At 70.3% G+C, this 24638-nt stretch carries 23 protein-coding genes; 17 read left to right on the top strand and 6 right to left on the bottom strand.

The window, feature by feature from the left end; all coding sequences use genetic code 11:
- Window positions 1-15: 15 nt before the first annotated feature.
- From F0U44_RS08855 to F0U44_RS08815, 9 genes are read left to right on the top strand one after another with little or no spacing between them, the layout of a single operon-like run.
- The gene (locus F0U44_RS08855) at window positions 16-537 is read left to right on the top strand and encodes a hypothetical protein (protein WP_149727938.1); all 522 of its coding nucleotides are present in this window, start codon (window positions 16-18) and stop codon (window positions 535-537) included.
- Window positions 534-2246 (top strand): AAA family ATPase, encoded by a 1713-nt coding sequence (locus F0U44_RS08850; RefSeq protein ID WP_246160398.1) that lies wholly within the window; start codon window positions 534-536, stop codon window positions 2244-2246. The genes F0U44_RS08855 and F0U44_RS08850 overlap by 4 nt, the downstream gene beginning before the upstream one ends.
- A complete protein-coding gene (locus F0U44_RS08845) occupies window positions 2243-3544 on the top strand; it encodes a GlnX family signal transduction membrane protein (RefSeq protein WP_149727937.1) in 1302 nt (433 codons plus the stop codon). Before F0U44_RS08850 ends, F0U44_RS08845 begins: the two co-directional genes overlap by 4 nt.
- Window positions 3541-4569, top strand: coding sequence for a glutamate ABC transporter substrate-binding protein (locus F0U44_RS08840; protein WP_149727936.1), 1029 nt, complete (start codon window positions 3541-3543; stop codon window positions 4567-4569). The genes F0U44_RS08845 and F0U44_RS08840 overlap by 4 nt, the downstream gene beginning before the upstream one ends.
- Window positions 4569-5678 (top strand): hypothetical protein, encoded by a 1110-nt coding sequence (locus F0U44_RS08835; RefSeq protein WP_149727935.1) that lies wholly within the window; start codon window positions 4569-4571, stop codon window positions 5676-5678. The genes F0U44_RS08840 and F0U44_RS08835 overlap by 1 nt, the downstream gene beginning before the upstream one ends.
- A complete protein-coding gene (locus F0U44_RS08830; RefSeq protein ID WP_149727934.1) occupies window positions 5675-8065 on the top strand; it encodes a serine/threonine-protein kinase in 2391 nt (796 codons plus the stop codon). Before F0U44_RS08835 ends, F0U44_RS08830 begins: the two co-directional genes overlap by 4 nt.
- Window positions 8062-9321: a PP2C family protein-serine/threonine phosphatase gene (locus F0U44_RS08825; protein WP_149727933.1), complete on the top strand. Its 1260-nt coding sequence runs from the start codon at window positions 8062-8064 to the stop codon at window positions 9319-9321. The genes F0U44_RS08830 and F0U44_RS08825 overlap by 4 nt, the downstream gene beginning before the upstream one ends.
- A complete protein-coding gene (locus tag F0U44_RS08820; RefSeq protein WP_149727932.1) occupies window positions 9321-10607 on the top strand; it encodes a vWA domain-containing protein in 1287 nt (428 codons plus the stop codon). Before F0U44_RS08825 ends, F0U44_RS08820 begins: the two co-directional genes overlap by 1 nt.
- Window positions 10608-10609: 2 nt before the next feature.
- A complete protein-coding gene (locus F0U44_RS08815; RefSeq protein WP_246160396.1) occupies window positions 10610-11383 on the top strand; it encodes an FHA domain-containing protein in 774 nt (257 codons plus the stop codon).
- On the opposite strand, the gene F0U44_RS08810 is transcribed toward F0U44_RS08815, so the two are convergent.
- From F0U44_RS08810 to F0U44_RS08800, 3 genes are read right to left on the bottom strand one after another with little or no spacing between them, the layout of a single operon-like run.
- Window positions 11380-12120, bottom strand: a complete 741-nt coding sequence (locus F0U44_RS08810) for a sialate O-acetylesterase (protein ID WP_149727930.1) — start codon at window positions 12118-12120, stop codon at window positions 11380-11382. The two genes, F0U44_RS08815 and F0U44_RS08810, sit on opposite strands and share 4 nt — an antisense overlap.
- A complete protein-coding gene (locus tag F0U44_RS08805; RefSeq protein ID WP_149727929.1) occupies window positions 12113-12949 on the bottom strand; it encodes a class I SAM-dependent methyltransferase in 837 nt (278 codons plus the stop codon). Before F0U44_RS08805 ends, F0U44_RS08810 begins: the two co-directional genes overlap by 8 nt.
- A gap of 22 nt (window positions 12950-12971) precedes the next feature.
- On the bottom strand, window positions 12972-13541 hold the full coding sequence (locus F0U44_RS08800) for an O-methyltransferase (RefSeq protein WP_149727928.1): 570 nt from the start codon (window positions 13539-13541) through the stop codon (window positions 12972-12974).
- Window positions 13542-13781: 240 nt separating this feature from the next.
- On the opposite strand from F0U44_RS08800, the gene F0U44_RS22975 reads away from it, so the two are divergent.
- Genes F0U44_RS22975 through F0U44_RS08785 form a run of 4 tightly spaced genes read left to right on the top strand, consistent with a single transcriptional unit; the run spans window position 13782 to window position 17289 of the window.
- Entirely contained in the window at window positions 13782-13952 is a 171-nt protein-coding gene (locus F0U44_RS22975) for a hypothetical protein (protein ID WP_188113400.1), read from the top strand.
- A gap of 11 nt (window positions 13953-13963) precedes the next feature.
- Window positions 13964-15070 (top strand): 3-isopropylmalate dehydrogenase, encoded by a 1107-nt coding sequence (locus tag F0U44_RS08795; RefSeq protein ID WP_149727927.1) that lies wholly within the window; start codon window positions 13964-13966, stop codon window positions 15068-15070.
- 46 nt (window positions 15071-15116) lie between these two features.
- Window positions 15117-16196, top strand: a complete 1080-nt coding sequence (locus tag F0U44_RS08790) for a branched-chain amino acid aminotransferase (RefSeq protein ID WP_149727926.1) — start codon at window positions 15117-15119, stop codon at window positions 16194-16196.
- Window positions 16197-16254: 58 nt separating this feature from the next.
- Window positions 16255-17289 carry a calcium-binding protein gene (locus F0U44_RS08785; protein WP_149727925.1) on the top strand — a complete coding sequence of 345 codons (1035 nt, stop codon included), beginning with the start codon at window positions 16255-16257 and terminating at the stop codon, window positions 17287-17289.
- Here the strand turns inward: F0U44_RS08785 and F0U44_RS08780 are convergent.
- A complete protein-coding gene (locus tag F0U44_RS08780; protein WP_188113399.1) occupies window positions 17286-18074 on the bottom strand; it encodes an FkbM family methyltransferase in 789 nt (262 codons plus the stop codon). The two genes, F0U44_RS08785 and F0U44_RS08780, sit on opposite strands and share 4 nt — an antisense overlap.
- 119 nt (window positions 18075-18193) lie before the next feature.
- On the opposite strand from F0U44_RS08780, the gene F0U44_RS08775 reads away from it, so the two are divergent.
- On the top strand, window positions 18194-19828 hold the full coding sequence (locus F0U44_RS08775) for a serine/threonine-protein kinase (RefSeq protein ID WP_149727923.1): 1635 nt from the start codon (window positions 18194-18196) through the stop codon (window positions 19826-19828).
- Here F0U44_RS08775 and F0U44_RS08770 read toward each other — a convergent pair.
- A complete protein-coding gene (locus tag F0U44_RS08770) occupies window positions 19788-20129 on the bottom strand; it encodes a hypothetical protein (RefSeq protein WP_188113398.1) in 342 nt (113 codons plus the stop codon). The two genes, F0U44_RS08775 and F0U44_RS08770, sit on opposite strands and share 41 nt — an antisense overlap.
- A 171-nt stretch (window positions 20130-20300) precedes the next feature.
- On the opposite strand from F0U44_RS08770, the gene cimA reads away from it, so the two are divergent.
- Window positions 20301-21917, top strand: a complete 1617-nt coding sequence (cimA, locus tag F0U44_RS08765; RefSeq protein ID WP_149727922.1) for a citramalate synthase — start codon at window positions 20301-20303, stop codon at window positions 21915-21917.
- Window positions 21918-21944: 27 nt separating this feature from the next.
- Here cimA and F0U44_RS08760 read toward each other — a convergent pair whose 3' ends face one another.
- Window positions 21945-22535: a TetR/AcrR family transcriptional regulator gene (locus F0U44_RS08760; protein WP_149727921.1), complete on the bottom strand. Its 591-nt coding sequence runs from the start codon at window positions 22533-22535 to the stop codon at window positions 21945-21947.
- A gap of 95 nt (window positions 22536-22630) precedes the next feature.
- Between F0U44_RS08760 and F0U44_RS08755 the strand changes: the two genes are divergently transcribed.
- Entirely contained in the window at window positions 22631-23182 is a 552-nt protein-coding gene (locus F0U44_RS08755; protein WP_149727920.1) for an NADPH-dependent FMN reductase, read from the top strand.
- Between the two features lie 17 nt (window positions 23183-23199).
- A complete protein-coding gene (locus tag F0U44_RS08750) occupies window positions 23200-24633 on the top strand; it encodes an amidase (protein ID WP_149727919.1) in 1434 nt (477 codons plus the stop codon).
- Window positions 24634-24638: the final 5 nt, after the last annotated feature.

Raw genomic sequence — 24638 nt, 5'->3', positions numbered from 1 at the left:
CGGGTCGGGAGACGAGTGGGACTCGGGTCGTGGTTCCGCAAGGCCCGCGGCAAGGAGGGTGACGGCGGAGAGACGTACGTCGCCCCGCCGCCGCCGACCGACAAGGACATCCTCGTTGCGCTCAACCGCGTCAACGCGATGCTCCAGGAGGGCAACGCGCCGCCGGTCGTCATCTCGCGGGTCGTGCGGATCGCGCGCACTATCGCGCAGACGCTGCCGCGCCTGGCGGACCTCGGGATCGGCAGCTACGACGGCTACTCGTTGATGGCGACTGCGACCGAGTACCTCCCCGAGGCGGTCGGTGGCTACCTCCGTCTCCCGCGCGAGTGGGCCGACACCCGACCCGTCGACGGCAACAAGACCTCGTTGATGGTGCTCATCGAGCAGCTCGAGCTGCTCGGGGTCACGATGGACAAGATCTTCGACGCCGCCAACCGCGCCGACGCCCAGGCGTTGATCGCGCATGGCAAGTTCCTCGAAGCCAAGTTCGGCCACTCCTCGACCGGTGGCCCCGACCTCAACCTGGGGACGCCATGACCGACTCCCTGTCGTCCGCGCTCGACGCACTGGTGGCCGCTGCCCGCGGCGCCGGCGTGGACGAGGCCAGTGCCCGCGCCGAGGGCGAGGCGCTCGCCGCGACCGTCGCCGAGCGATCCAAGGGCGCGTTCCTCGACTGGGGCAAGGAGACCGGTCGGGCTGGGGGAGCCGAGGAGTTCTTCCTCGCCGCCAAGCAGGGCAACCGTTTCCGCGGTGGCCCTACGCCGCTGCTCCACCAGCTGCTGCTGGAGAAGTCCGAGCAGGCGGCCGACTACGCCGGTGCCCTGAGCGACGTGGCGATGGCCGCGCAGGGGCTGGGGGAGTCCGGACCCGATGCACGCGGTGCCGCCGCGACCATCCTGGCTGCCCAGTCCGGCAGCCCCTCGCCCGCGATGCGACCCGGCGGAGGCAGCTCCTTCGACCTGCCGCCCGTGCGTCAGCCGGTGCCCGGTGTGGGTGACGAGCTGCTCGACCAGGTGAAGCGGATGGGCGAGCAGGTGAAGAGCCAGCTCGAAGCCATGGGGGGCGTGGTGCCGACCCTGCCGGGTCTCGATACGCCCGGAGGCGACGGCGATGACCCTTCCGCTGGTGGAGGCGGCGACCCTTCGGATGGTCGAGTAGGCGAGCGAGGAACGAGCGAGCCGTATCGAGACCCCGCAACGGGCGCGCAGACGGCGACCCAGGAGCCCGAGAAGCCGGCCGTCGAGGAGCCCAAGCCCGAGGAACCGACCAAGTCGGTCGAGGAGCTGCTCGCCGAGCTCGACGCCCTCATCGGCCTGAAGAACGTCAAGGACGAGATCCACCGCCAGGCCGCCGTACTGCGGGTGGAGGGGCTGCGCAAGAAGGCCGGCCTCGACAGCCCGACGATCACCCGGCACCTGGTCTTCAACGGCAACCCGGGCACCGGCAAGACGACGGTTGCCCGCCTGGTGGCGGGCATCTACCGCGCGCTCGGTCTGCTCTCGAAGGGGCAGCTCGTCGAGTGCGACCGCTCCGAGCTGGTGGCCGGTTACCTCGGCCAGACCGCGCAGAAGACCGCCGACGTCGTGAAGTCGGCCGAGGGCGGAGTCCTCTTCATCGACGAGGCCTACTCGCTGTCGGGCGACCAGTACGGCAAGGAAGCCATCGACACCCTCGTCAAGGAGATGGAGGACAAGCGCAACGACCTCGTCGTGATCGTCGCGGGCTACCCGCTGCCGATGGCCGTCTTCATCTCGGAGAACCCGGGCCTCGAGAGCCGCTTCCGCACGGTGATCGACTTCGCCGACTACAGCGACGACGAGCTGGTCGCGATCTTCAGCCAGCAGGCTGCCGCGGCCGACTACGACGCCGGCGACGCAGTCGTCGAGCGGCTGCGGGCGATCCTGGGCGACGTGCCGCGCGGGCCGTCCTTCGGCAACGGCCGCTACGTCCGCAACGTCCTCGAGGCCGCGATCGGCCAGCACGCGTGGCGGTTGCGCGACATCGCGGAGCCGACCCTCGAGCAGCTGCGGTCCTTGGAGCCCGACGACCTGGTTGCACCCGATGACGCCGACCCCGAGCCTGCGGTCGCCGAGGACGGCACCTTGGTGCCACCGGCCGGTGCGGAACCACCGCAGGTGGTTGACGCGTTGGAGCCAGAGGCACCCGCGGCGCCCGAGGCCCCCGAGGCATCGCCGCTCGAGACCGACGACGCCACCGCTGAGGCGAAGCACGAGGAGACCCCATGACGCAGTCCGCCGCCGCGCCCCCGCCGCCGGCCGCCCAGCAGGCGCCCGCGCCTGCGGACGCGCAGAAGTCCCAGCGGTTCTGGCCCGCGCCGACCGGCAAGCCCGTGCGGGCGGGGATCCAGGACACCCCCAGCCTGCTCAACCGACTCCAGATCATCGGCATGGCCGCCGTGCTGCTCTTCGGTCTCGCCAGCGGGCTCGTGCAGTTCTTGTCCTACCAGTCCGACGGGCGGGCTGCCGACGACACCGAGCAGCTGGTGCGGGTCCAAGACATCCAGTCCTCCCTTCTCAGCGCCGACGCGCTGGCGACCAACGTGTTCCTGGTCGGCGGAGGCGGCGATCCCGATCGTGAGGCCGCCTTCAGGGCTGCGATCGAGGACGTCTTGAAGCAGATCGCCGCAGCGGCCGATGCCCAGCCGGCCGACAAGAACGCACTCGAGGCCCTCGTGGTCGAGATCAACGACTACACGACCTCGGTAGCAGCGGCGCAGGTCTACAACCGCCAGCAGTTCCCGGTCGGTGCCGAATACCTGAGTGGGGCCAGCGCGTCGTTGCGGTTGGATGCACTCCCCATCCTGAATAACCTGGTCGATGCCAACACGGACCGCGCCCAGGACTCGCTCGCGGGTCAGCACCCGTTCTACCTGCTTCTCATCGGCCTGCTGGCTCTCGGCGTCCTGGTCTGGATGAGCATGGTGCTCGCTCGACGGTTCCGTCGCTACGTCAACGTGGGAGTGGCCGTCGCAGCCGCGATCGTCCTCGTCACGACGTTGGTCGCATCGATCGCCGCCTGGCGCGGCGACAACCAGAACGACGACCTGCACGACCACGAACTCCAGGCGGCCGTCGACCAAGCAGCGGCGCGCACGGCCGGCAACGACGCCAAGGCGTTGGAGAGCCTGCGCCTGATCAAGCGCGGTTCTGGCTCGACCGTCGAACCACAGTGGGAGGCTGACGCCAAGGTCGTTGAGGACAACGCGACCGGCAGCGCTCTCGACTCATGGAACGCCTACGCCGACGGCCACCGGCAGATCGTCGCCTACGACGACAAGGACCTGTGGTTCAAGGCGCGAGGGATCGCCATCGACCGTGCGGACAACAAGCCGACCGCGTTCTTCGACGCTTTCGACGCCACGACCCAGAAGCTGGCTGAGAAGAACGGGAAGACGACGAGCGACGAGCTCCGGGCAGGACGGACGGTCGCTCTCCTCGGGAGCTTGTTGACGCTGTTGCTTGGCCTCGTCTCGTCGGTCGCCGTCGCCCGAGGTATCAGCGCTCGACGGAAGGAATACGCATGACCAGCCGAAAGCTCGGTGCGGTCGTTGCCGTGGTCGCGTTGCTCCTCGCTGGTTGCGGGGGTTACGACGACACGCCTCTCCCGAAGCCGGACGCCGCGACATCCTCGTCGTCCACGCCCGTGGAGTGCTCCTCGGATCTTTCGCCGCTGATCTCCTACGACCCGGGCACCGGTGAGCCGACTGGACCGAAGGTCGAGGAGATCCGCGCTGCCCAGGTGCTCAAGGTCGGGGTGTCGGCCGACACCTACCTCATGGCGTCGCGCAACCCCGCGAGCAACAAGATCGAGGGCTTCGACATCGAGTTCGTCCGTGCCATCGGGGCAGCGCTGTTCGACAACGACGGCAACGGCCAGCCGTTCGAGGTCGGCAAGAACATCCAGTTCGTCGTTATCAACGCCGCGGAGCGGATCCCTGCCCTCCAGGACGGGCGCGTCGACCTGGTCGTCCGCAACTTCACGATCAACTGCGAGCGCTGGGACCAGATCGCGTTCTCGGCCGAGTACTACCACGCGTCCCAGAAGGTGCTGGTGCGTTCCGAGTTGGCCCCGACCTACACGGGCGTCGACGCCCTGGCGGGCAAGAAGGTCTGCGCGCCGACCGGCTCGACCAGCATCGGCAACCTGCAGGACGTGCAGCCCGACGCGATCATCGTGCCGGCGGCCAACCACACCGGTTGCCTGATCAAGCTGCAACGAGGCGAGGTCGACGCGATCACCGGCGACGACACCGTCTTGGCGGGTCTGGCCGCGCAGGATCCCTACGCCGTCGTGCCGCCGCCGTGCGACGAGGTGCCGGTCGCGCCCTGCCAGGACCCGCTGACCGACGAGCCCTACGGCATCGGTGCCAACTCGGGCGACAAGGACCTGGTCCGCTTCGTCAACTACGTCGTCAAGCAGATGGAGGACGACGGCGACTGGGACCGCGCCTACAGCAGGTGGTTGAAGGGTCCGCTCGGCAAGTGCGAGTCGGACTGTGAGCCCGGCGACCAAGGCATCCCGCCTGCCCAGATCTTCGGTCGGGTCTGATGACCCCAGCCCCTGACGCCCCCGGCAAGCTCGGCGAGGCCATCGACCCGGCGCAGATCCAGCGCTACGTGGTCGACCTCGACGGGTGGATCCGTGCGCGCCAGGACGAGCTCGGCGACCTCGACCACGCCGCGATCGCGGCGGGTCGGGGGCAGGAGCTCGCGGGTGACATGTCGCTCCTGATGGCGCTGTGGAAGGCGATCCACGACCGCTACCAGCTGGTCTTCGCGACGTGGGACGGCGGTCGGGTGCTCCAGCAGGAGCGCGAGCGGATCTCGGCGTTGATCTGGGGTCGGCTCGACGGTGCCACCGACATGCCGGGCGGCCTGGCGGTGTCGCTGCCCGAGGCGTGCCGGCTCAACGACGCCATGACGGGGCAGCTCCGGACCAAGCTCGCCCTCGCGCCCGACGCGAGCGCCCAGGCGGCGCGGGTGCGTGACCTGCGCGCGCAGCTGGAGCGGATCCGCGACCAGGTCGGGCTCGAGCCGAGCAACACCCAGGAGGCGGCGGCCCGCACGCTGGCCGGGCTGATGCTGCGTCTCGACTCGGTCACCGAACGGTTGGAGCGTGGCGCCGACGTCGGCGGGCTGCTCGGTCCGATCGAGATGGAGGCGACCACCTTCGAGCGCGACCTGATCGTCGGCAACGCACGACGCCGCGACGCTCGGTCCAAGGTACTCTCCGCGCGCGAGCTCCGCGCTGACCTGGAAGCACGCGAGCAGGCGCTGCAGAAGCTCGCCGACACGTGTGTGGCGACGGTTGACACGGCACCGCGCTTCGCCGTACCGGATGTGGACGCGCTCGGTCCGGTGCCGGTGACGCCCGACGAGATCGAGGGTTACCTCGCCAAGCTCGACCGGGTGTCGCAGGCGCTGGAGTTCGCCCAGCACAAGTACGCCGACGCGCTCGCCGAGCACGCTGACCTCGTCGCGCTGCTCGACGCCTATGTCGCCAAGGCGCAGGCCGAGGGCGTCGCCGGAAGCGCGGATCTCGTCGAGAGCGAGAAGCAGGCGCGCGCCGTACTGGCCCGGCGCCCGGCACCCATCTCCGTCGCCCAGCAGCTCGTGGCGACCTACCAGACCTGGCTTCAGAAGGAGATCGCCCGATGACCACAGGTACTGCGTGCACCCAGCCCGGCTGCGGCGGCACGATCACCGACGGCTACTGCGACGTCTGCGGCATGGCCGGCGACGCCGCGGCGGCCTCGGTGCCGAGCGGCATCCCTACCGCCACGGTCGACGCGCCGGCTACCGGCATCGCACCGCCGCCGCCGGTCGCCAACGGCACCGCGTGCACCCAGCCGGGCTGCGGAGGCAAGATCCTCGACGGCTACTGCGACGTGTGCGGCTCGGCCGCCGATGCCCCGGCCGCGAGCGCGCCCGACGCGTCGCCGATGTCGTCGCACCACGAGGGCTCGGTCGCGACCTCCTCGAGCCGGGTCGGGTCGGCAGCGATCGGCTCGAAGCGAGCCGGCTCGGGCTCGGGTGCCACTCGTCGCACGCGCGCGGGGTCGCAGCGCATGCGCGCAGCTCGTCTCGGTGCGGGTCTGACGGTCGTCCCGCCTGCGCCTCCGGTCGATGCGGCGAAGGCGATCATGGCCAACCCGCAGGTGCCCGAGGAGAAGCGGTCCTGCTCCAAGTGCGGCAACAAGGTCGGGCGGAGCATCGACGGGAAGCCCGGTCGTAGCGAGGGCTTCTGCCCCAACTGCGGCCAGGAGTTCTCCTTCACCCCCAAGCTGCACCAGGGCGACCTGGTGGCCGGGCAGTACGAGGTCGCGGGCGCGCTCGCCCACGGTGGCCTCGGGTGGATCTACCTGGCTCGCGACCGCAACGTCTCCAACCGGTGGGTCGTGCTCAAGGGCCTGCTCAACTCCGGTGACCCCGACGCGCTCGCGGCCGCGATCGCCGAGCAGCAGTTCCTCGCGCAGGTCGAGCACCCGGCGATCGTCGAGATCTACAACTTCGTCACCCACGAGGGTGCCGGCTACATCGTCATGGAGTACGTCGGCGGCAAGTCGCTCAAGGAGATCCTCAAGGATCGGATGCGCGCCAACGGCGGCGCCTACAACCCGATGCCGGTCGACCAGGCGCTGGCCTACATCCTCGAGCTTCTGCCGGCCTTCCAGTACCTCCACGACCTCGGCCTGGTCTACTGCGACTTCAAGCCCGACAACATGATCCAGGTCGGCGACGCGATGAAGCTGATCGACATGGGCGGTGTCCGCCGCATCGACGACCAGGAGTCGGCGATCTACGGCACGGTCGGCTATCAGGCGCCCGAGGTGGCCCAGGTGGGGCCGTCGGTGGCATCGGACATCTACACGATCGGACGCACGCTCGTCGTGCTGACGATGGAGTTCCGGGGTTACCAGGGGACCTACCTGCACAGCCTGCCGCCGGTCGACTCGACCCCGCTCTTCCAGCAGTACGACTCGCTCTACCACCTGATCAACAAGTGCTGCGCGCCCGACGCGGCCGACCGGTTCGCATCCGTCGACGAGCTGCGCACGCAGATGCTCGGCGTGCTGCGCGAGATCGTCGCGCGCACCCGGCAGGGCACCGCCCAGACCTCGGCCGCCTCGGTGCTCTTCGAGGCCCCCGCGACGGCGCGCCCGATCACCGAGTGGAGCCAGCTGCCCAAGCTGCGCGAGGACACGACCGACCCGCAGTACGGCTGGCTGTCGACGATCGGCGCCGAGGACCCGCGCCGGCGGATCAAGGACCTCGACGCGGCGCCCGAGGACACCGCCGAGGTCTGGCTGGCCCGGTGCAAGGCGGCGCTGGAGATGAAGGAGTCGGCGGCCACCAAGAGCTATGCCGGCAACCTGCTCGCCGCGGACCCCTGGGAGTGGCGCGCGCTGTGGATGGAGGGGCTCGCCGCCGTACAGCAGGAGGACTGGGAGACGGCGAAGGCGTCGTTCAACGCGGTCTACCAGCAGGTCCCCGGCGAGCTGGCGCCCAAGCTGGCGCTGGCCTTCGCGTGCGAGGAGGGAGGTCAGCCCGAGGTCGCCGAGGGGCTCTACCAGACCTGCGCGAGCACCGACGCGAGCTACGTCTCGCCGGCTGCCTTCGGCATGGCGCGGGTACGTCGCGATCGGCAGGACACCGCAGGCGCGGTGGCGGCCCTCGACCTGGTGCCGACCACCAGCCGCGGCTACACCGAGAGCCGCCAGCAGCGGGCCGAGGTCCTGCTCGCCGGGAGCGCGCAGGACCTGACGGTGCTCGACCAGGCGTTGCGCACGATCGAGGGCTCCTCGGTCGACCCGCAGACCCGGCAGCTCTACACGGTGCGGATCCTCAAGGAGGCGCTGCCGGTCGTCGCGAAGAACCCGCCGCGCAAGGGCGTCAGCATCGGGTCGGTGCAGGCGTCGGAGATCGACGTACGCCGGGGCCTGGAGTCTGCGCTGCGCATGCTCGCCCGCGAGACCAATGACCTCGACGAGCGCGTCGACCTGGTCAACCAAGCCAACGCCGTGCGCAACTGGAGCCTGACATGACCGAGCAGACGAGCCCCGCGACCACGCCCTGTCCTTCCTGTGGCGCGGCGCTGGCGGCGGGAGCCCGCTTCTGCGAGTCCTGCGGCGCGCAGATCGGCGACGCATCGGCGCCGACCCCACCGACGATGGTGCCGTCCGACGACGCCTCCGACCCGCTGGGCGATGCACCGATCAGCGCCCCGACGCGGCGGCCGGCCGATGCGCTTCCCGACCCGCTGCCCGACCCGGGGCGCCGGCCGTGCGGCAACTGCGGGGGAGAGGTCGGCCCGGACCTCTACTGCCTGCAGTGCGGCACGAAGGCGCCGAGCGAGCGCGACCACTTCCGCGAGGCGCCGTCGAGCTGGGTCGCAGGCGTGTGCGACAAAGGTCCCAAGAAGAGCCGCAACGAGGACGCGATGGCGCTGCTGTCGAGCGAGCAGCCGGGGCAACGCGCGGTCCTCGTCGTCCTGGACGGCGTCTCCAACCTGGTCGACTCAGACGTCGCCTCGCTCGCGGGGGCACGTGCGGCCCGCGAGGTGCTGCGAACCCCCCTGCCCGCAGGGATGGGAACCCCTCAGAGCAGAGACGCCGCGGTGACGAAGGTGATGACCGCTGCGGCTGCTGCGGCCAACGCCGCGATCGTCGCGATCACCGACCCCGACGAACCGAACCCCGCGTCGGCGACCTTCACCGTCGCCGTGCTCGAGGGCACCCGGGTGAGTACCGCCCAGCTCGGCGACTCCCGCGCCTACTGGTTCCCGGACGGCGGCCCCGGTGTCCAGCTCACGGTCGACGACTCCGTCGCTCAGCAGCAGATCGCCGCCGGCGTCGCCAAGGAGGTCGCCGAGACCGGGGAGTTCGCGCACGCCATCACGAAGTGGCTCGGACGCGACGCCCAGGACATCGTCCCGTCCGTCGCATTCCTCGACATCGCCGGCCCGGGCTGGCTGCTGGCGTGCTCCGACGGCCTGTGGAACTACGCGTCCGAGCCGGCAGCCCTGGCGGCCCAGATCGCGGCTGCCCAGGCGGCGGGCGGGCCGGTCGGCCCGGAGGAGATGGCCGTCCACCTGGTTGGCTTCGCCTCCGCCGCCGGCGGCCACGACAACATCACGGCGTCCTTGGCGCGGGTGGGTCCGTTGCCCGCCGTACCGCCGCCGCCTCCGCCGGCACCGTCCGCCGAGGCACCCCTCACCCCACCGCCTCCGCCGCCGGTGCAGAATGCCGGAGAGCCCACCGCACCGACTGAGTCACCAGCAGGAGAGGGAGCGCCCAACTGATGGCCGAGTTCACCACCGGGGTCTACCAGAACGAGTTCCTGCCCGACGGCGGGACCGACGTCAACGCGATCGTCACGATCACCTGCCAGGGCGCCGGTATGGCCGGCCAGTCCGGGTCCGGCGCTGCTGGCGAGATCATCATCGTCGACACCTCCGGCTCGATGGGACCGGCGACGATGGCGGCCGCCAAGGACGCAGCCAAGGCGGCGCTCGCCGAGATCGTCGACGGCACCTGGTTCGCCGTCATCGCCGGTGCCGACCGGGCGATGCTCGCCTTCCCGCCGGTGACGAGCGGACCCGCCCTCGTGGAGATGAGCGAGGAGACGCGGGCGCAGGCGGTCGCGGCGGTCGACCGGTTCGTCGGAAGCGGTGGCACCGCGATCTCGACGTGGCTCGACCTCGCTGGCCAGATCTTCGCCTCGGTCCCGCAGATCACCCAGCGGCACGCGCTGCTCCTCACCGACGGCGAGAACCGCGAGCGCCCCGGTCGACTCGACGAGGCGATCAACCGCGCGACCGGCTACTTCCAGTGCGACTGCCGCGGTGTCGGCACCGACTGGCAGGTCGCGGAGATCCGCCGCATCGCGCAGGCCCTGCTCGGGACGGTCGACATCATCCCGGGGCCCGACCAGATGCGTGCCCAGTTCGAGGAGATCATGCGCGCCTCGATGGCGCGCGGTGTCGCCGACGCCAAGCTGCGGATCTGGACGCCGCAGGGGGCCCAGGTCCTCTTCGTCCGCCAGGTCGCGCCGACGCTGGAGGACCTCACCGACCGCGGTGTCCAGGTCAACCCGCTCACCCGCGACTTCCCGACCGGGGCGTGGGCCGACGAGTCGCGCGACTACCACGTGGGAGTCCGGGTCGCTGCCAAGGCGATCGGCCAGGAGCAGCTCGCCGCGCGCGTGCAGCTCGCGCTCGGTGACGACGTCGTGACCCAGGGTCTGGTGAAGGCCACGTGGTCCAACGACTCCGAGCTGACCGCCAAGATCGACAAGCAGGTCGCCCACTACACCGGCCAGACCGAGCTCGCCGCGGCGATCCAGGAGGGTCTCGCTGCCAAGGCCGCCGGCGACGACGCCACCGCGACGACCAAGCTCGGCCGTGCCGTCCAGCTCGCCGCCGAGACCGGCAACGAGGAGGCGACGGCCAAGCTGAAGAAGGTCGTCGACGTCGACAACGAGGCCGAGGGCACCGTGCGGCTCAAGCGCGCGGTCGAGAAGGCTGATGAGATGGCTCTCGACACCGCGTCCACCAAGACCACCCGGGTCCGCCCGGCCGGGAGCTGACGTTGCCTACCTGCCCCTCGGGTCACACCTCGACCTCCGCCGACTACTGCGACGTCTGCGGGCTGCCGATCAGCGACTCCGGTCCGGCCCCGACGCCCGCGGGTGATGCGCCGGGTCCCTCCGAGGTGCCCCCGGCGGCGCCGGCGCCGTCCGGCTCGACGTGCCCCAACTGCAGCGCGGTCAACCCCGACAACGCCTTGTTCTGCGAGGCCTGCGGCTACGACTTCACCACCGGGCAGGCGCCGCGGGCAGCCTCGTCGCTGGACCTCGGCACGCCGGCGTCGACGCCGGCGGAGGCATCGACCTCGCTCGACCCGCCCACCGCCCAGACTCCGACGGCGACCCTGACGTCGGTCGCGCCGCCGCTGGCCGACCCGTGGGTGGCCGAGGTCTGGATCGATCCCGACTGGTACGCCGACCAGGACTCGACCGATCCGCTTCCCTCGGCAGGACTGCCGGTCGTCGTACCTCTCAAGACGACGTCGGTCCTCGTCGGCCGCGCGTCGAAGAGCCGCAACATCCACCCCGACATCGACCTGTCGACCGACAGCGGCATCAGCCGCCGCCACTGCCAGCTCACCACCGACGGCACCCGCTGGTGGGTCGAGGACCTCGGCTCGTCCAACGGCACCTACGTCGGCAGCAGCGTCGGCCCGCTGCCGAGCCAGCCGGTCACGCCGGGGGAGAAGCGCGAGATCGGCGCCGACGAGCGTGTCTACCTCGGCGCCTGGAGCCGCCTCGTGATCCGCAAGGCGTCCCCGGGCGAGCTCACCTAGAGCAGGCCGACCCGCGCGTCGTACATGCGGCGGCCGAGGGTCTGCAGCGCCTGGCCGTCGAGGTGGGCGTGGTCGCCGGTGTGTCCGAGGCCCTCGGAGGAGGCGACCGCATCGCGGGGACCGTTGAGGGCCCCCGCGGAGTAGAAGTCGTTGCGCGCTGAGAGCCAGCCGTCGCGGACCAGCTCGCCCGCGATGAAGCAGGTGGCATCGGTCCACCAAGGCTGGCGAGCCAGCGCGGCGCGCATCCGCTGGAAGGCGGCCCGGTAGTCCGCGAGCGTCGTCAGCTTCGCCGGCACCATCCATGCCTCGGGGTCGTCGGACTCGCCCTGGTGCCACAACACGGTGTCGACGCGATCGATCCCGGCCGCGACGAGCTCGGCGCTGTGCAGTGCATGGTTGGTCTCGGTGATCAGCCGGGACAGGTTCTCTGCGGCCTCGGCCTCCCAGGTGAGGATGCTGCTTCCGTTGACCGCGTGTCCGACCAGGTAGACGTCCTCGTCGAGTCGCTCGGCGAGCCGGACGGCGAAGTGCAGCGCGGCGTTGTTGGCCTTGTCGCCGAGCGGGTTGAAGTGCGGGAGCCCGAGTTCCGCGCGGCGCCACGAGCCCTCAGCGCCCCCGTTGTCCCACGCCCACACGCGGGCCGACACGGGCTTGTCGCCGCCGGTCGCGAGTCGGTGGCCGAGCATGTTGGACTGGCCGCCGAAGAGGACCAGCCGGGCCCGCGGTGTATCAGTCAACGGGCTTGTCGTACCAGTTGCGCTGCTCGGGTGGGAGCAGCTGGAAGATGTCGATCGGTGGCCGCCAGTCGCCGCGGCCGACCCACTGCAGCGGGCGCATCTTCGTGTAGACGGTGCCGTCGTAGCCGTGGAAGATCCGGCCGGTGACGTTCTCGCGCATCGCGTCGACAGAGTTGTCCTCGATGCCGAAGAGGGGGAAGAGCGACTCCTCGACGAAGAAGCCGTTGCCGTTGGTCGTCGCGACCAGCTCGTAGCCCTTGCGCTTGCCGAGCTCGACCATGGCGGCGAGGGAGGCGCCCTGGTGGATCGACATGTCCTGGTGCTGGATGAAGACCACGTCGTTGGGGATGCTCGGGTTGAACTCGATCACGACCACCCGCGGCTTGTAGCGCTTGAGCGTCTGCCACACGTAGTAGTCAGCGCCGTCGATGTCGATGCTGACCAGGTCGAGGTCGCGCGGGCACGGCGTGGTCGCGAGGTGGTCGTCGAGCGCGTCCTTGCCGCGCTCGAAGCCGACCACGCCGAGGATCGGGTGCACCTTGTCGTTGCCTGCGAAGTTGGCCTTGAGCTCCTCGAACTTCGACGGGCTGCCCTCGATCAGGACCCCGCTCCAGCCCAGGTCGCGGATCAGGTGGCAGGTGTTGCTGAGGTAGACGCCATCCCAGGCGCCGAACTCGACGCACCACTGGTTGGTCGAGCCGATGACCTCGAAGATCTTCTCGATGACACCGTCCTCGCCGAACTGCGAGTAGACGTTGTGCCGGGCCGCCTGGACGTAGCAGCTCTCGGGCTTGCGCCGGTCGAGGTTGATGACGCGCAGCACCGGCATGGGAGGAAACCTAGACGAAGCCTCAGCGGCGGGTGGCGAGCACGACCGACGAGTCGGAGGCGACCATGATCTCGACGGCGGTGAAGCGCTCGTCGGTCAGCCACTGCTCGCGCAGGGTGTCGACCCGGCCGGCGGTGATCGGCGGCCACTGCTCGCACGGCCAGAAGCCGTCGAGCACGACGATGCCGCCGGGCTCGACCAGGTCGGCGATCGCGTCGACGCCGACCTCGCTCGGCTCCTCGGAGTCGAGGAAGAGCAGCGAGTAGGGGCCCTTGTCCCTGAGCGTCGACCAGTCGGCCGTCAGTACGTCGACCAGCGGGTCGTCCACGAAGATCTCGGCTGCCGCGCGAGCCAGCTTGGGGTCGAGCTCGGCGGTCAGGATCCGGGCATGGCGGTCGCGCACGCCGGAGCGCAGCCACGCCGTGCCGACGCCGCAGCCGGTGCCGAACTCGGCCATGATCCCGCTCCGGGTGGCCGCGAGCGCGGCCAGGAGCCGCCCGGTCTCGTTGCGGCAGAACGACACGTAGCCGGCCCGCCGAGACACGTCGAACGCACGGCTGACCACGTCAGGCAGTTCGGGGTTCGCGCTCATGTAATGAGTCTTTCACCCGATAACCCGTGTCTCGCCATCCGAACAAGGCGTGGAATTGATGAGACAGGCAGTCGCGGACGTCGTACTCTCGTTTCACCATGCGGCACTTCTACGTACTTATCGTGCGCCGCGGCGGGGCCTGAGAGAGGCCACCTCGCCGCGGTGTACTGCGGCGTGCATCCCATCGCCTGCATGGCTTCTCACTCACACTGTCGAGAAGCCCTTGCACAGAAGGCGAGCATGACCATGTACGAGATGTATCCCGACTGGGGTCCGGCCAAGCACGACCCCGACCACCCGCTCAACCATCGCAACTCCGAGGCGCTGCAGGCCGCGTTCAACGGTCCTGCTGCCTCCAACGTGGGGACTGCCCTGCGAGACGAGGACGATCTTCGTCCTGACGACAACTAACGTCTTCGCCCGTGACTTCTCCTAGCAACTCGTCTGTCCCGGCCACTCCCGTCGAAGGGAGCGTGGCCCTGGCCGTCGTGCCCGGTGACGGCATCGGCCCCGAGGTGACCGCCGAGGCGCTGAAGGTGCTGGAAGTTGCCGCACCGGCAGGCGTGAAGTTCGAACAGACCCGCTACGACCTGGGCGCGGAGCGGTACCTCGCCACCCAAGAGGTGCTGCCCGACTCCGTCCTCGCCGAGATCCGGCAGAGCGACGCGATCCTTCTCGGAGCGGTGGGCGGCAAGCCCAACGACCCCAACCTGCCCCCGGGCATCCTCGAGCGCGGGCTGCTGCTGCGGCTGCGCTTCGAGCTCGACCACTACGTCAACCTGCGTCCGTCGCGCATCTACCCGGGCGCGGTCTCGCCGCTCTCCACCGAGGTGCTGAGCAAGGGCGAGGTCGACTTCGTGGTCGTCCGTGAGGGCACCGAGGGTCCCTACACCGGCAACGGTGGCGCACTTCGGGTCGGCACCCCGGCCGAGGTCGCGACCGAGGTCTCGGTCAACACGGCCTACGGCGTCGAGCGGGTCATCCGCGACGCGTTCGCCCGTGCGCAGCGTCGTCCCCGCAAGAAGCTCACCCTGGTCCACAAGACCAACGTGCTCGTCAACGCGGGGTCGCTGTGGTGGCGCCTCTTCGAGGAGGTGGCGACCGAGTTCCCCGACGTCACCACCGACTACTGCCACATCGACGCGGTGATGATCTACCTCGCGACGGACCCGCAGCGGTTCGACGTGATCGTTACCGACAACCTCTTCGGTGACATCGTCACCGACCTCGCCGCCGCGATCACCGGCGGCATCGGCCTGGCGGCCTCGGGCAACGTCAACCCCGACCGCACCGCGCCCTCGATGTTCGAGCCGGTCCACGGTTCCGCGCCCGACATCGCCGGCCAGCTGATCGCCGACCCGACGGCCGCCATCCTCAGTGGCGCGCTGCTCCTGGACCACCTCGGCCACCCCGACGCGGCGGCCCGCATCGAGGCCGCGGTCATCGCCGACCTCGCCGCGCGCACGCCTGGTTCGACCCGTTCGACGCCGGAGGTGGGCGACGCGATCGCCGCCCGAGTAGCTGGGTAGTCGTCCCGACTCCCAACTACTAGGAAGTACGACTAAATTGTCCAGCATGCAGATCACCACCACCCTCACGTCGAACCCGACCGACGACGCGCGGCTGGCCGAGATCCTCGCCAACCCCGGTTTCGGCACCAACTTCACCGACCACATGTTCACGGTGGAGTGGACCCCGGCTGAGGGCTGGCACAACGCTCGGATCACGCCCTACGGCCCGATCACGCTCGATCCCGCTGCCGCGGTCCTGCACTACGCGCAGGAGATCTTCGAGGGCATGAAGGCCTACCGGCACGACGACGGCTCGGTGTGGCTGTTCCGTCCCGAGGCCAACGCCGAGCGCATGGTGCGTTCCACCGAGCGGCTCGCGCTGCCGGCCCTCCCGGTCGAGGACTTCGTCCAGGCGGTCGACGCGCTCGTGGAGGTCGACCAGCGGTGGGTGCCCGCCAACGACGAGGGTGGCGAGAAGAGCCTCTACATCCGGCCGTTCATGTTCGCCTCCGAGAAGTTCCTCGGCGTGCGGCCGGCCGAGCACGTCACCTTCATGGTGATCGCCAGCCCGGCCGGTGCCTACTTCAAGGGCGGCGCGAAGCCGGTCAACCTCTGGCTGACCGAGGAATACACCCGCGCGGGTCGCGGCGGCATGGGTGCGGCCAAGACCGGCGGCAACTACGCCAGCTCGCTCGTCGCGCAGCGCGAGGCCTACGCCAAGGGCTGCGACCAGGTCGTCTTCCTCGACGCCGAGGAGGGCAAGTACGTCGAAGAGCTCGGCGGCATGAACATGTACTTCGTCTACGACGACGGCAGCATCGTGACCCCCGAGACCGGCACCATCCTCGAGGGCATCACCCGGGCCAGCATCATCGAGATCCTCGGCAAGATGGGCTACCAGGTGACCGAGCGGAAGTTCGGCATCGACGAGTGGCGCGCCGACGTCACGAGTGGTCGGATCACGGAGATCTTCGCGTGCGGCACCGCCGCGGTCGTCACCCCGGTCGGGTCCCTCAAGACCGCCGACGGCGACTCGCCCGCACCCGCCAGCACCGAGCTCACGATGAAGGTGCGTGCCGCCCTGGTCGACACCCAGTTCGGGCGGGCCGAGGACACCTTCGGCTGGATGCACAAGAGCGTCTGAGGCGCTACCGTCACGGGTAGAACCAACGCCCTCGGGGGCTCGACCCCGGGAGGCTCCCGTGCCCAGTCACTCGCGTTCACGCGTCCGGATCATCGCAGCCAGTCTGCTGACCGCAGCCGCCCTCTACGGCCCAGGACTGCCCACCGCGTCAGCCGCTGGCACCCTCACGGTCACGATCGACGGATCGACGGTGACCGTTGCGGGGTCCACGGGCGCCGACGTCACGTCGATCTCGCTGGACAACACCTCGATCAGGATCACCAACGTCCTGAGCGGACCGCCCGGATGTTCGTTCCCCAGCGACGACGTCATGGAATGCGCGGGATCGTTCACTGAGGTTCACGTGAGCACCGGCAAGGGTGATGACGACATCCTCGCGTTCTTCGGCGCCGGCGACCGGCTCGTCGCCGACGGTGGAGCCGGCAAGGACGACATCTTGTTGTACGACGGCTACGGGCTGCTTCGCGGAGGAGTGGGCAACGACTACCTCGGCGTCACCTCCAACAACGCGGGGCCGGTCAGCTTGCAGGGCGGGGCCGGCAACGACCTGGTCGACCTCAGTTCCGCGGGCGACAGCGACGAACCGGCCTTCGGCGACGGCGGTTCCGGCAACGACATCGTGTACGGGTCCGGGTGGACCGACCGACTGCACGGTGGCGGGGGCAACGACGAGGTCTACGCGGACCCGAACTTCACCTCTAGCGCCGCGGACATCGTCAACGGAGGCGACGGGAAAGATGTCCTCATCGGCGCCCTCGGCGGCGATGCGATCCTCGGTGGGGCGGGAGTGGACGTGATCGAGGGCGGCGAGGGTGCCGACCTGATCTGGGCCGGATCGGGCAACGACGTGGTGCGGGCGGAACCGCAGGCGGAGTTCTCGCCCTCGATCCGCGAGGAGATCTACGGCGAGGAGGGCAACGACACCATCACCTTGAGCATCCGGCGCACCCTGGTGTCGGGCGGCGAGGGCAACGACGTCATCACCTCGACCAACTACACCGACGACGAGGTCGAATGCGCCGAGGGCAAGGACAAGTACCGGTCGGATCCGACCGATGTGCTGTCGGACTGCGAGACGCCCCTCGAGGACTAGCGGTAGACCTCGTCACGGAGGCGCGTGATCATCGGGTGGTCGGCGAGGTCGGCCGCGGCGAAGACGACGTTGTACTGGTGCCTGCGCTGGACGTCGCGCAGCACCGGGACCAGGCCGCACTCGCCGAGGAAGCGCGCGACGTCGATGTCGAGCCACTGGCCGTCCCAGACCTGCTCGTTCTCCACCTCGATGTAGACCACCGACGCGCGCGAGAGCACCTCGGTGCCGGACACCAGTACCGATCTGGAGGCGCCCTCGACGTCGATCCACGCCACGACCACGTCGTCGTCGGTCACACGCACGAAGTCGTCGAGCTGCACAGATCGGACCGGCACGGTCTCGGTCAAGGTCGCGTAGCGGTGCGTGGAGAGGCTCGCCATCCGGCTGGTGCGCAGCTTGCGGAAGCGTCGGCCACGACGGGTGTTGTGGAGCTGGCGCGGGATCCCGAGCTCGACCGTGCCGTCGACATCGGACACGGCCAGTTGGTGGTATTCGACCCCCGTCCCGGCGAGCGCGGAGTCGTACTTCTCGTGCACGTAGGGGTTGGCCTCGAAGGCCACGCACCGAGCGTCGGTCACCTCTTGCTTGAGCCAACGGCTGAAGCCGGCCTCGTGCGCGCCGACCTCGAGGCTCAGGGTCGGCTGGAGCGCGCGGCACAGGTCGCGGAATGCCTCCTCGACGCGCTGGGTCACGACGTCACGAGGCAGCCTGCGGGCGCGCCGGGCCTGCGCGCGAGCGAAAGCGCGGTATCGCGTCGCATCGGTGTGGAGACGAGTGATCGTCATCGGTGCCGTACCTCCCGAGTGGTCGTGCATCTTCTTCGAAGGTACCCCGGACGGGGACAGCGATCCGCATCACGACGTGCCTGAGCTTCAGAGGCCTCGCCGCTGGGTAGCCTCAGGGCGTGACGACGCAACCGGCCGGTGAGTCGCCCACGCGCGTGGGCGACTACACGCTGATGACGCGCCTCGGCGAGGGTGGCATGGGCATCGTCCACCTGGCTCGGGCCGATGACGGCCGTCGTGTTGCGCTGAAGGTGCTGCGCCCCCACGTCGTCGGTGACGAGGAGGCGCGGCAGCGGCTGGCCCGCGAGGTCGACACGCTCACCCTGGTGCGGAGCCCCTGGATCGCCGAGTTCCTCGACGCCGACCCGTGGGCCGACGTGCCTTACGTCGTCACGCGCTACGTCCCCGGCCTCTCGCTCCACGACTACGTCGTCCACGAGGGTCCGGTCGACGGGCGCGACCTGCTCTGGCTGGCCGGGTGTCTCGCCGAGGGCATCGCCGCTGTCCATCACGCCGGTGTGCTGCACCGCGACATCAAGCCGTCCAACGTGCTGATGGAGGGGCGCACCCCGATCCTCATCGACTTCGGGCTCGCTCGCGTCACCGACGACCCGCGGCTCACCCAGACCGGATGGCTGCTCGGCACGCCCGGTTACCTCGCGCCCGAGATCCTCTACGGCGACGACCCCACGGCGGCTGCCGACATCTACGCCTGGGCGGCGACCGTCGCCTACGCCGCCACCGGGCGCCCGCCCTTCGGCCGCGGACCGTCGATGGCGATCATGGACCGCGCTCGCCGGGGCGAGCACGACCTCGAGGGCATCGAGGGGCCGCTCGCGGCGGTGCTCGACGCCGCGCTCGACCCCGATGCCCTGGCCAGGCCGTCCCTGGGCGAGCTGCTCGCCTGGTTGCGGCCGCTGACCACCCAGCCGTCCGCGCCGTCGGCACCGCCGCCGGTCAACACCCGGGTCGACGACGACTTCACGCTGCCCGTGGCCCTCGCCAACGATGTGGCGCTCCCGGGGCCGGCCGCGCCGACGCTGCCGCCCCCCGCTGCCGCCACCCGCGTCTTCACCTCTGACCTCCCGCCGTCACAAGGCTACGCACCTCCGCAGCTCGTCGCGCAGTGGGACCAGCAGCCCTGGGAGCAGCAGCCGTGGGATCTCGGCGTGCCGCTGACTGCGCCTCCGAAGGTCTCGCTCGCCGAGCGCCTCCGTCGGGCGGTGGCCATCGGCTGTGGGGGACTGGTGCTGGGAGGAGCGACCGCCCTGGCGCCGTACGTCACGCTCGTCGCGGTCGTCGTCGGCGTCTGGCTGCTGCGCACCGGCTCGCTCGCCGCGACCGCGGGGGCCGACCGGCGGGTCCTCCGCGGCACGCGGTGGTACGACGGCCCGCAGGTCGCCTTCTCCACGCCCTGGCACTCGGTGCGGGCGATCACCGGGACGGTGGTCCTCGTGCTGTGGAGCCTCGGGCTGGCCCTCGCGGCCGCCCTGCTCTGCTACGCGGCCGCCCTCGACGGCGCGACCACGCTCTTCGCCGGCGGCACCGCTCTCGGCATCGCCCTGTGGTCGGGCCCGGGTGCGACCCGGCTCCGGTCACCGCTGTCGACGGTCGTCTACCCGCTCGCCGGCACCTGGCGGCGCTGGGTCCCGACGTGTGTGGTGCTCCTCTTCGTCGCCGGCGTCCTCGGGCTGACGGTCAGCACGACCGGGGTCAACTGGCTGCCCGGCGGCGGTCCGCCGTTCGGCATCTGATCCCGGCGATCGCCGCCGACCCCGCCAGCGCTGCGACGACCACGACCGCCGGGCGGAGCGCGCCCTGGGACTGCCACGCGCGGGAAGCGGCGTCGGACTGGCCCGAGAGCACCGACCAGCGCGACTGGTAGGAGCCGATCGAGAGGATCGACATCGCCGACCCGAGCGAGCCGAGCGACGCGAACGACCCTGCAGAGCCGATCGAACCGACCGAGCCGGTCGAGCCGATCGAGAGAACCGACTCCGTCGAGCAGATGCTCAGGACGCTGTTGCGCGAGCGGTAGGACCAGTGCGAGGGCATGGACAGATCATGAGGGTCGAGACGGCCGGTGTGGCAGACTGAACCCGTGCATCAGCACGTGATCATCATTAGATAGCGCGTCGAGCGGGGGCAGACCCCACCTGACGCGCCAGCCTCTCGTTGCCTCGAGAGGCTTTTGTTTTGCCTGTTGTGCCAGAAGAGATGAGACCGATGAACCAGCCCAGCGACGCGCTCGACCTGCACGGCGCGTTCCACGTCTACGACACCACCCTGCGCGACGGCATGCAGCAGGAGGGTCTCAACCCGACGGTGGCGGACAAGCTGAACATCGCGCGTCAGCTCGATGACCTGGGCGTCGGCTACATCGAGGGCGGGTGGCCGGGGGCCAACCCCAAGGACACCGAGTTCTTCCGTCGCGCGGCGACCGAGCTCGACCTGAAGCACGCGCGGCTCGCGGCGTTCGGTGCCACGCGTCGGGCGGGCATGCAGGCCGCCGACGACCCGCTGATCGCCGCGCTGCGCGACAGCGGCGCCGGTGTCGTCACCCTGGTCGCCAAGTCGCACACCGGCCACGTCGCCAAGGCCCTGCGGACCACGCTCGAGGAGAACCTCGCGATGGTGCGCGACACCGTCAGCCACCTCGCGGCCGAGGGACAGCAGGTGTTCCTCGACGCCGAGCACTTCTTCGACGGCTACCGGCTCGACCGCTCCTACGCGCTGGAGGTGCTGCGGACCGCCTACGAGGCGGGAGCCGACGTGATCGCCCTGTGCGACACCAACGGCGGCATGCTGCCGGGCTGGGTGGCCGACGTGGTCCACGACGTCGTCGAGTCGACCGGCGTGCGCGTCGGCATCCACTGCCACAACGACACCGGGCTCGCGGTCGCCAACACGCTCGCGGCCGTCGACGCCGGCGCGACCCACGTGCAGGGCTGCATCAACGGCTACGGCGAGCGCACGGGCAACGCCGATCTGGTCAACGTGGTCGCCAACCTCGAGCTCAAGCTCGACAAGCAGGTGCTGCCGCCGGGCCTGCTCCAGGAGGCCACCCGGATCGCGCACGCGATCGCCGAGGTCACCAACGTGCCCCCGTCGGCCCGCCAGCCGTATGTGGGCGTCTCCGCGTTCGCGCACAAGGCCGGCCTGCACGCCTCGGCGATCAAGGTCGACCCCGACCTCTACCAGCACATGGACCCCGCGGGCGTCGGCAACGACATGAGGCTCCTCGTCTCCGACATGGCCGGTCGCGCCTCGATCGAGCTCAAGGGCAAGGAGCTCGGCTTCGATCTCTCCGAGCACCCCGAAGTCGTCACCACCGTCACGGCCCGGGTCAAGGAGCAGGAGGCTCGCGGCTACACGTTCGAGGCGGCAGACGCGTCCTTCGAGCTGCTCCTCATCGAAGAGGTCGAGGGCAAGCGGCCCTCCTACTTCGACGTCGAGTCGTGGCGGGTCATCACCGAGACCCTCACCCACGCCCAGCCGGGCGAGGAGGCGGTCTCCGAGGCGACCGTGAAGCTCACCGCTGCCGGCGTGCGCTACGTGGTGACCGGGGAGGGCAACGGTCCGGTCAACGCGCTCGACCAGGCGCTCCGCTCGGCGATCGTGCAGGCCTACCCGACGATCGCGAAGTTCGAGCTGATCGACTTCAAGGTGCGGATCCTCGACCAGGGGCACGGCACCGACGCGATCACCCGCGTGCTCATCGAGACCAGCGACGGCGAGTCGTCGTGGGTCACCGTCGGTGTCGGGGCCAACGTCATCGAGGCCTCCTGGGAGGCGCTCGTCGACGGGTTCACCTACGGGCTGGTGCGCCACCACATCGAGTGAGGTTTCGAGGCTCGCTCCGCTCGCACCTCAACCACCAGCAACACGGCGGACCAGGTCGGTCCAACCAGCGGTGATGCGGTCCATCGGGATCTGCTCGCGATCGACCTGCTCGCGCAGCACAATCATCTCCAGCGGGGCGACCAGCGCGGTCGCGAGGTAGGCGAGGTCGCCCTCGACGCCGAGCTGTCCGAGCAGGTAGCGCACGTGCATCGTGGTGAAGGACAGCGCCGCAAAGCTCCGCGCGCCGGGGTTGCCGGCCGCTTCGATGAGCTCGGCATGCTTGATGTTGAGGACCATGCGCGACTCGCCGAACGCCAGGAGGCGCTCCAGCGGCGGCGCTCCGGGACCGAGCGGGGGAGGGCCGCCCATCACCGCGGCCTGCCACTCGGTCTCGGAGTGGTTGAGGAGCGCCCCCATCAGGCCCTCGCGGCTGCCGAACCGCCGGAAGACGGTGCCCTTGCCGACGCCCGCCCGTGCCGCGAGCGCGTCCATCGTCACGCCGCGGACGCCGTGCAGCTCGACGAGGCAGACGGCCGCCTCCATCAGGGCCTCGCGGTTGCGGGCCGCGTCGCGGCGCTCGGGCGGCGGCGACGTGAGGAGAGGGAGCGGCTTGGACATCGCCGGTCACTCTAGGGCGGGGCATCGATGCGAGGCGCCGAAATTTCTTGACCGGTTGTCGGAATAGAAGCGGACTGTAGTCCGTTTCGATCTACATGACCAACACCCGCGTACTCGTTCTCGTCGGCTCCCTCCGCGCCGACTCGCACAACCGCAAGATCGCCGAGGCGATCCGTGACCAGGCTCCCGCCGGTGTGACCGTGGAGATCGCCGACTACCTCGGCGAGCTGCCCTTCTACAACGAGGACATCGACGGCGACGCGGCCCCCGCGGCCGTGGTGAAGCTGCGCGAGCAGGTCGGCGCCGCCGACCGCGTCCTCGTGATCACCCCCGAGTACAACGGCACCATGCCCGCCGTGCTCAACAACGCCATCGACTGGGCGTCGCGCCCCTTCGGCGTCGGCGCCATCAAGGACAAGCCGCTCGCCGTCGTCGGCACCGCCGTCGGTCAGTACGGCGGCCAGTGGGCCCACGACGACACTCGCAAGTCCGCCCGCGTGGCCGGTGCCACCGTGGTCGAGGAGATCGCCCTCTCCCACGCCTACGCGTGGGGCAGCGACCCGGCCGCCGAGGCCGACACGGTGGCGAAGTTCGTCGCAGCCGTGGCCGACCTGGCGTCGTACGACGTGGAGACCGCCGCTGCCTGAGCGGATAGGTTGCTGGGGTGGCCGAACTGCACGAGCTCAGCGCACTCGAGCAAGGGGAGCTGCTGCGCTCCGGAGAGATCGACGCCGTCGAGCTGACCGAGCACTACCTGAACAGAATTGAACGCGCCGGCCGTGAATCTGGGGATTTCGTGGCCGGCGCGTTCGCCTTCCTCGACCCCGACCTCGCCCGCGTGCGGGCACGCGAGGTGGCCGCGGTTGGGCCGGTCGGTGAGGGCGCGTCGCCGCTCGCTGGAGTGCCGACGGCGATCAAGGACCTCAACCTGACCGCCGGGGTGCCGACCGAGTTCGGGTCGCCGGTGTTCGCCGGCTACGTCCCCGAGGTCTCCGACGCGGTCACGCTCGCCATGGAGGCGGCGGGGATGGTCAGTCTCGGCAAGACCAGCACCCCGGAGTTCGGGTCACCCTGCTACACCGAGCCCGAGGGCCGGCCACCGGCCGTGACGCCGTGGGACACCACCCGGATGGCGGGCGGGTCGTCGGGCGGCGCGGCCGCTGCGGTCGCCGCGGGCCTGGTGTCGGTTGCGCAAGGCTCCGACGGAGGCGGCTCGATCCGGATCCCGGCCTCGTGCTGCGGCCTGGTCGGGCTCAAGCCCACCCGAGGTCGGATCAGCGGCTTCCCGATGTACGGCGACCCGGTCGGCCTCGCGACGAGCGGCTCGCTCGCGCGCACGGTCGCCGACGCAGCGGCCCTGCTCGATGTGCAGGCCGGGCGTCGTGCGAGCGACCCGGCCTGGGCTCCGGAGCCCACGGGCACGTTCCTGGACGCGACCCGGCGCGAGCCCGGGCGCCTGCGGATCGCGCGGTTCGTGCAGCCGGTCATCGCCGAGGTCGAGGTTGACCCGGCGTGCCGGCAGGCCTACGACGACGCGTCCCGGCTCCTGGCCGACCTCGGCCATTTCATCGAGGACGTGTCGGTGCCGCTGCCGCCCGAGGCCGTCGACACCTTCGAGATCTGCTGGGCAGTGCTGACAGCTTTGTCGGTCACGCCACTGCCGGAGGACAAGCGTGCCCTGTTGCGCCCGCTGACCCGGTGGCTCGGCGAGCGCGGCGAAGCAGTCAGCGGTCCCGAGTTCGGACTCGCGATCGGCGCCCTGCGACGCTACGCCGCCGACGCCCTCATCGGCCTGGCACCCTACGACGCGGTGCTCACCCCGACCCTCGCTGCTCCGCCGCTGCCGGTCGGCGCGATCCGCGACGACACCGACCCGGCCGCTGACTTCGAGGCCCAGAAGCGCTTCACGCCGTGGACCTCGGCCTGGAACGTCACGGGCATGCCGGCGATCTCGTTGCCGCTCCACTGGACGACCGACGGGCTTCCAGTCGGCGTCATGCTCGCGGCCCGGCCCGGCGACGAGGAGACCCTCCTGTCGCTGGCGGCGCAGGTCGAGGCCGCAAAGCCGTGGCGCGACAGGCGGCCACCCTTGTGGTGATCCCG

It is taken from the genome of Nocardioides humilatus (assembly GCF_008373755.1).
GTDB classification, from domain to species: domain Bacteria; phylum Actinomycetota; class Actinomycetes; order Propionibacteriales; family Nocardioidaceae; genus Nocardioides; species Nocardioides humilatus.
Note: the sequence above shows the minus strand (reverse complement) of the source record. Positions and strands in the feature narration are given on the sequence as shown.

Excerpts from the sequence above, each read along its gene's own strand:
- F0U44_RS08850 (WP_246160398.1), top strand. The coding sequence starts at position 534 with ATGACCGACTCCCTGTCGTCCGCGCTCGACGCACTGGTGGCCGCTGCC.
- F0U44_RS08845 (WP_149727937.1), top strand. The coding sequence starts at position 2,243 with ATGACGCAGTCCGCCGCCGCGCCCCCGCCGCCGGCCGCCCAGCAGGCG.
- F0U44_RS08840 (WP_149727936.1), top strand. The coding sequence starts at position 3,541 with ATGACCAGCCGAAAGCTCGGTGCGGTCGTTGCCGTGGTCGCGTTGCTC.
- F0U44_RS08835 (WP_149727935.1), top strand. The coding sequence starts at position 4,569 with ATGACCCCAGCCCCTGACGCCCCCGGCAAGCTCGGCGAGGCCATCGAC.
- F0U44_RS08830 (WP_149727934.1), top strand. The coding sequence starts at position 5,675 with ATGACCACAGGTACTGCGTGCACCCAGCCCGGCTGCGGCGGCACGATC.
- F0U44_RS08825 (WP_149727933.1), top strand. The coding sequence starts at position 8,062 with ATGACCGAGCAGACGAGCCCCGCGACCACGCCCTGTCCTTCCTGTGGC.
- F0U44_RS08820 (WP_149727932.1), top strand. The coding sequence starts at position 9,321 with ATGGCCGAGTTCACCACCGGGGTCTACCAGAACGAGTTCCTGCCCGAC.
- F0U44_RS08805 (WP_149727929.1), bottom strand. The coding sequence starts at position 12,949 with ATGCCGGTGCTGCGCGTCATCAACCTCGACCGGCGCAAGCCCGAGAGC.
- F0U44_RS08800 (WP_149727928.1), bottom strand. The coding sequence starts at position 13,541 with ATGAGCGCGAACCCCGAACTGCCTGACGTGGTCAGCCGTGCGTTCGAC.
- F0U44_RS22975 (WP_188113400.1), top strand. The coding sequence starts at position 13,782 with ATGACCATGTACGAGATGTATCCCGACTGGGGTCCGGCCAAGCACGAC.
- F0U44_RS08790 (WP_149727926.1), top strand. The coding sequence starts at position 15,117 with ATGCAGATCACCACCACCCTCACGTCGAACCCGACCGACGACGCGCGG.
- F0U44_RS08780 (WP_188113399.1), bottom strand. The coding sequence starts at position 18,074 with ATGACGATCACTCGTCTCCACACCGATGCGACGCGATACCGCGCTTTC.
- F0U44_RS08770 (WP_188113398.1), bottom strand. The coding sequence starts at position 20,129 with ATGCCCTCGCACTGGTCCTACCGCTCGCGCAACAGCGTCCTGAGCATC.
- cimA (WP_149727922.1), top strand. The coding sequence starts at position 20,301 with ATGAACCAGCCCAGCGACGCGCTCGACCTGCACGGCGCGTTCCACGTC.
- F0U44_RS08760 (WP_149727921.1), bottom strand. The coding sequence starts at position 22,535 with ATGTCCAAGCCGCTCCCTCTCCTCACGTCGCCGCCGCCCGAGCGCCGC.
- F0U44_RS08755 (WP_149727920.1), top strand. The coding sequence starts at position 22,631 with ATGACCAACACCCGCGTACTCGTTCTCGTCGGCTCCCTCCGCGCCGAC.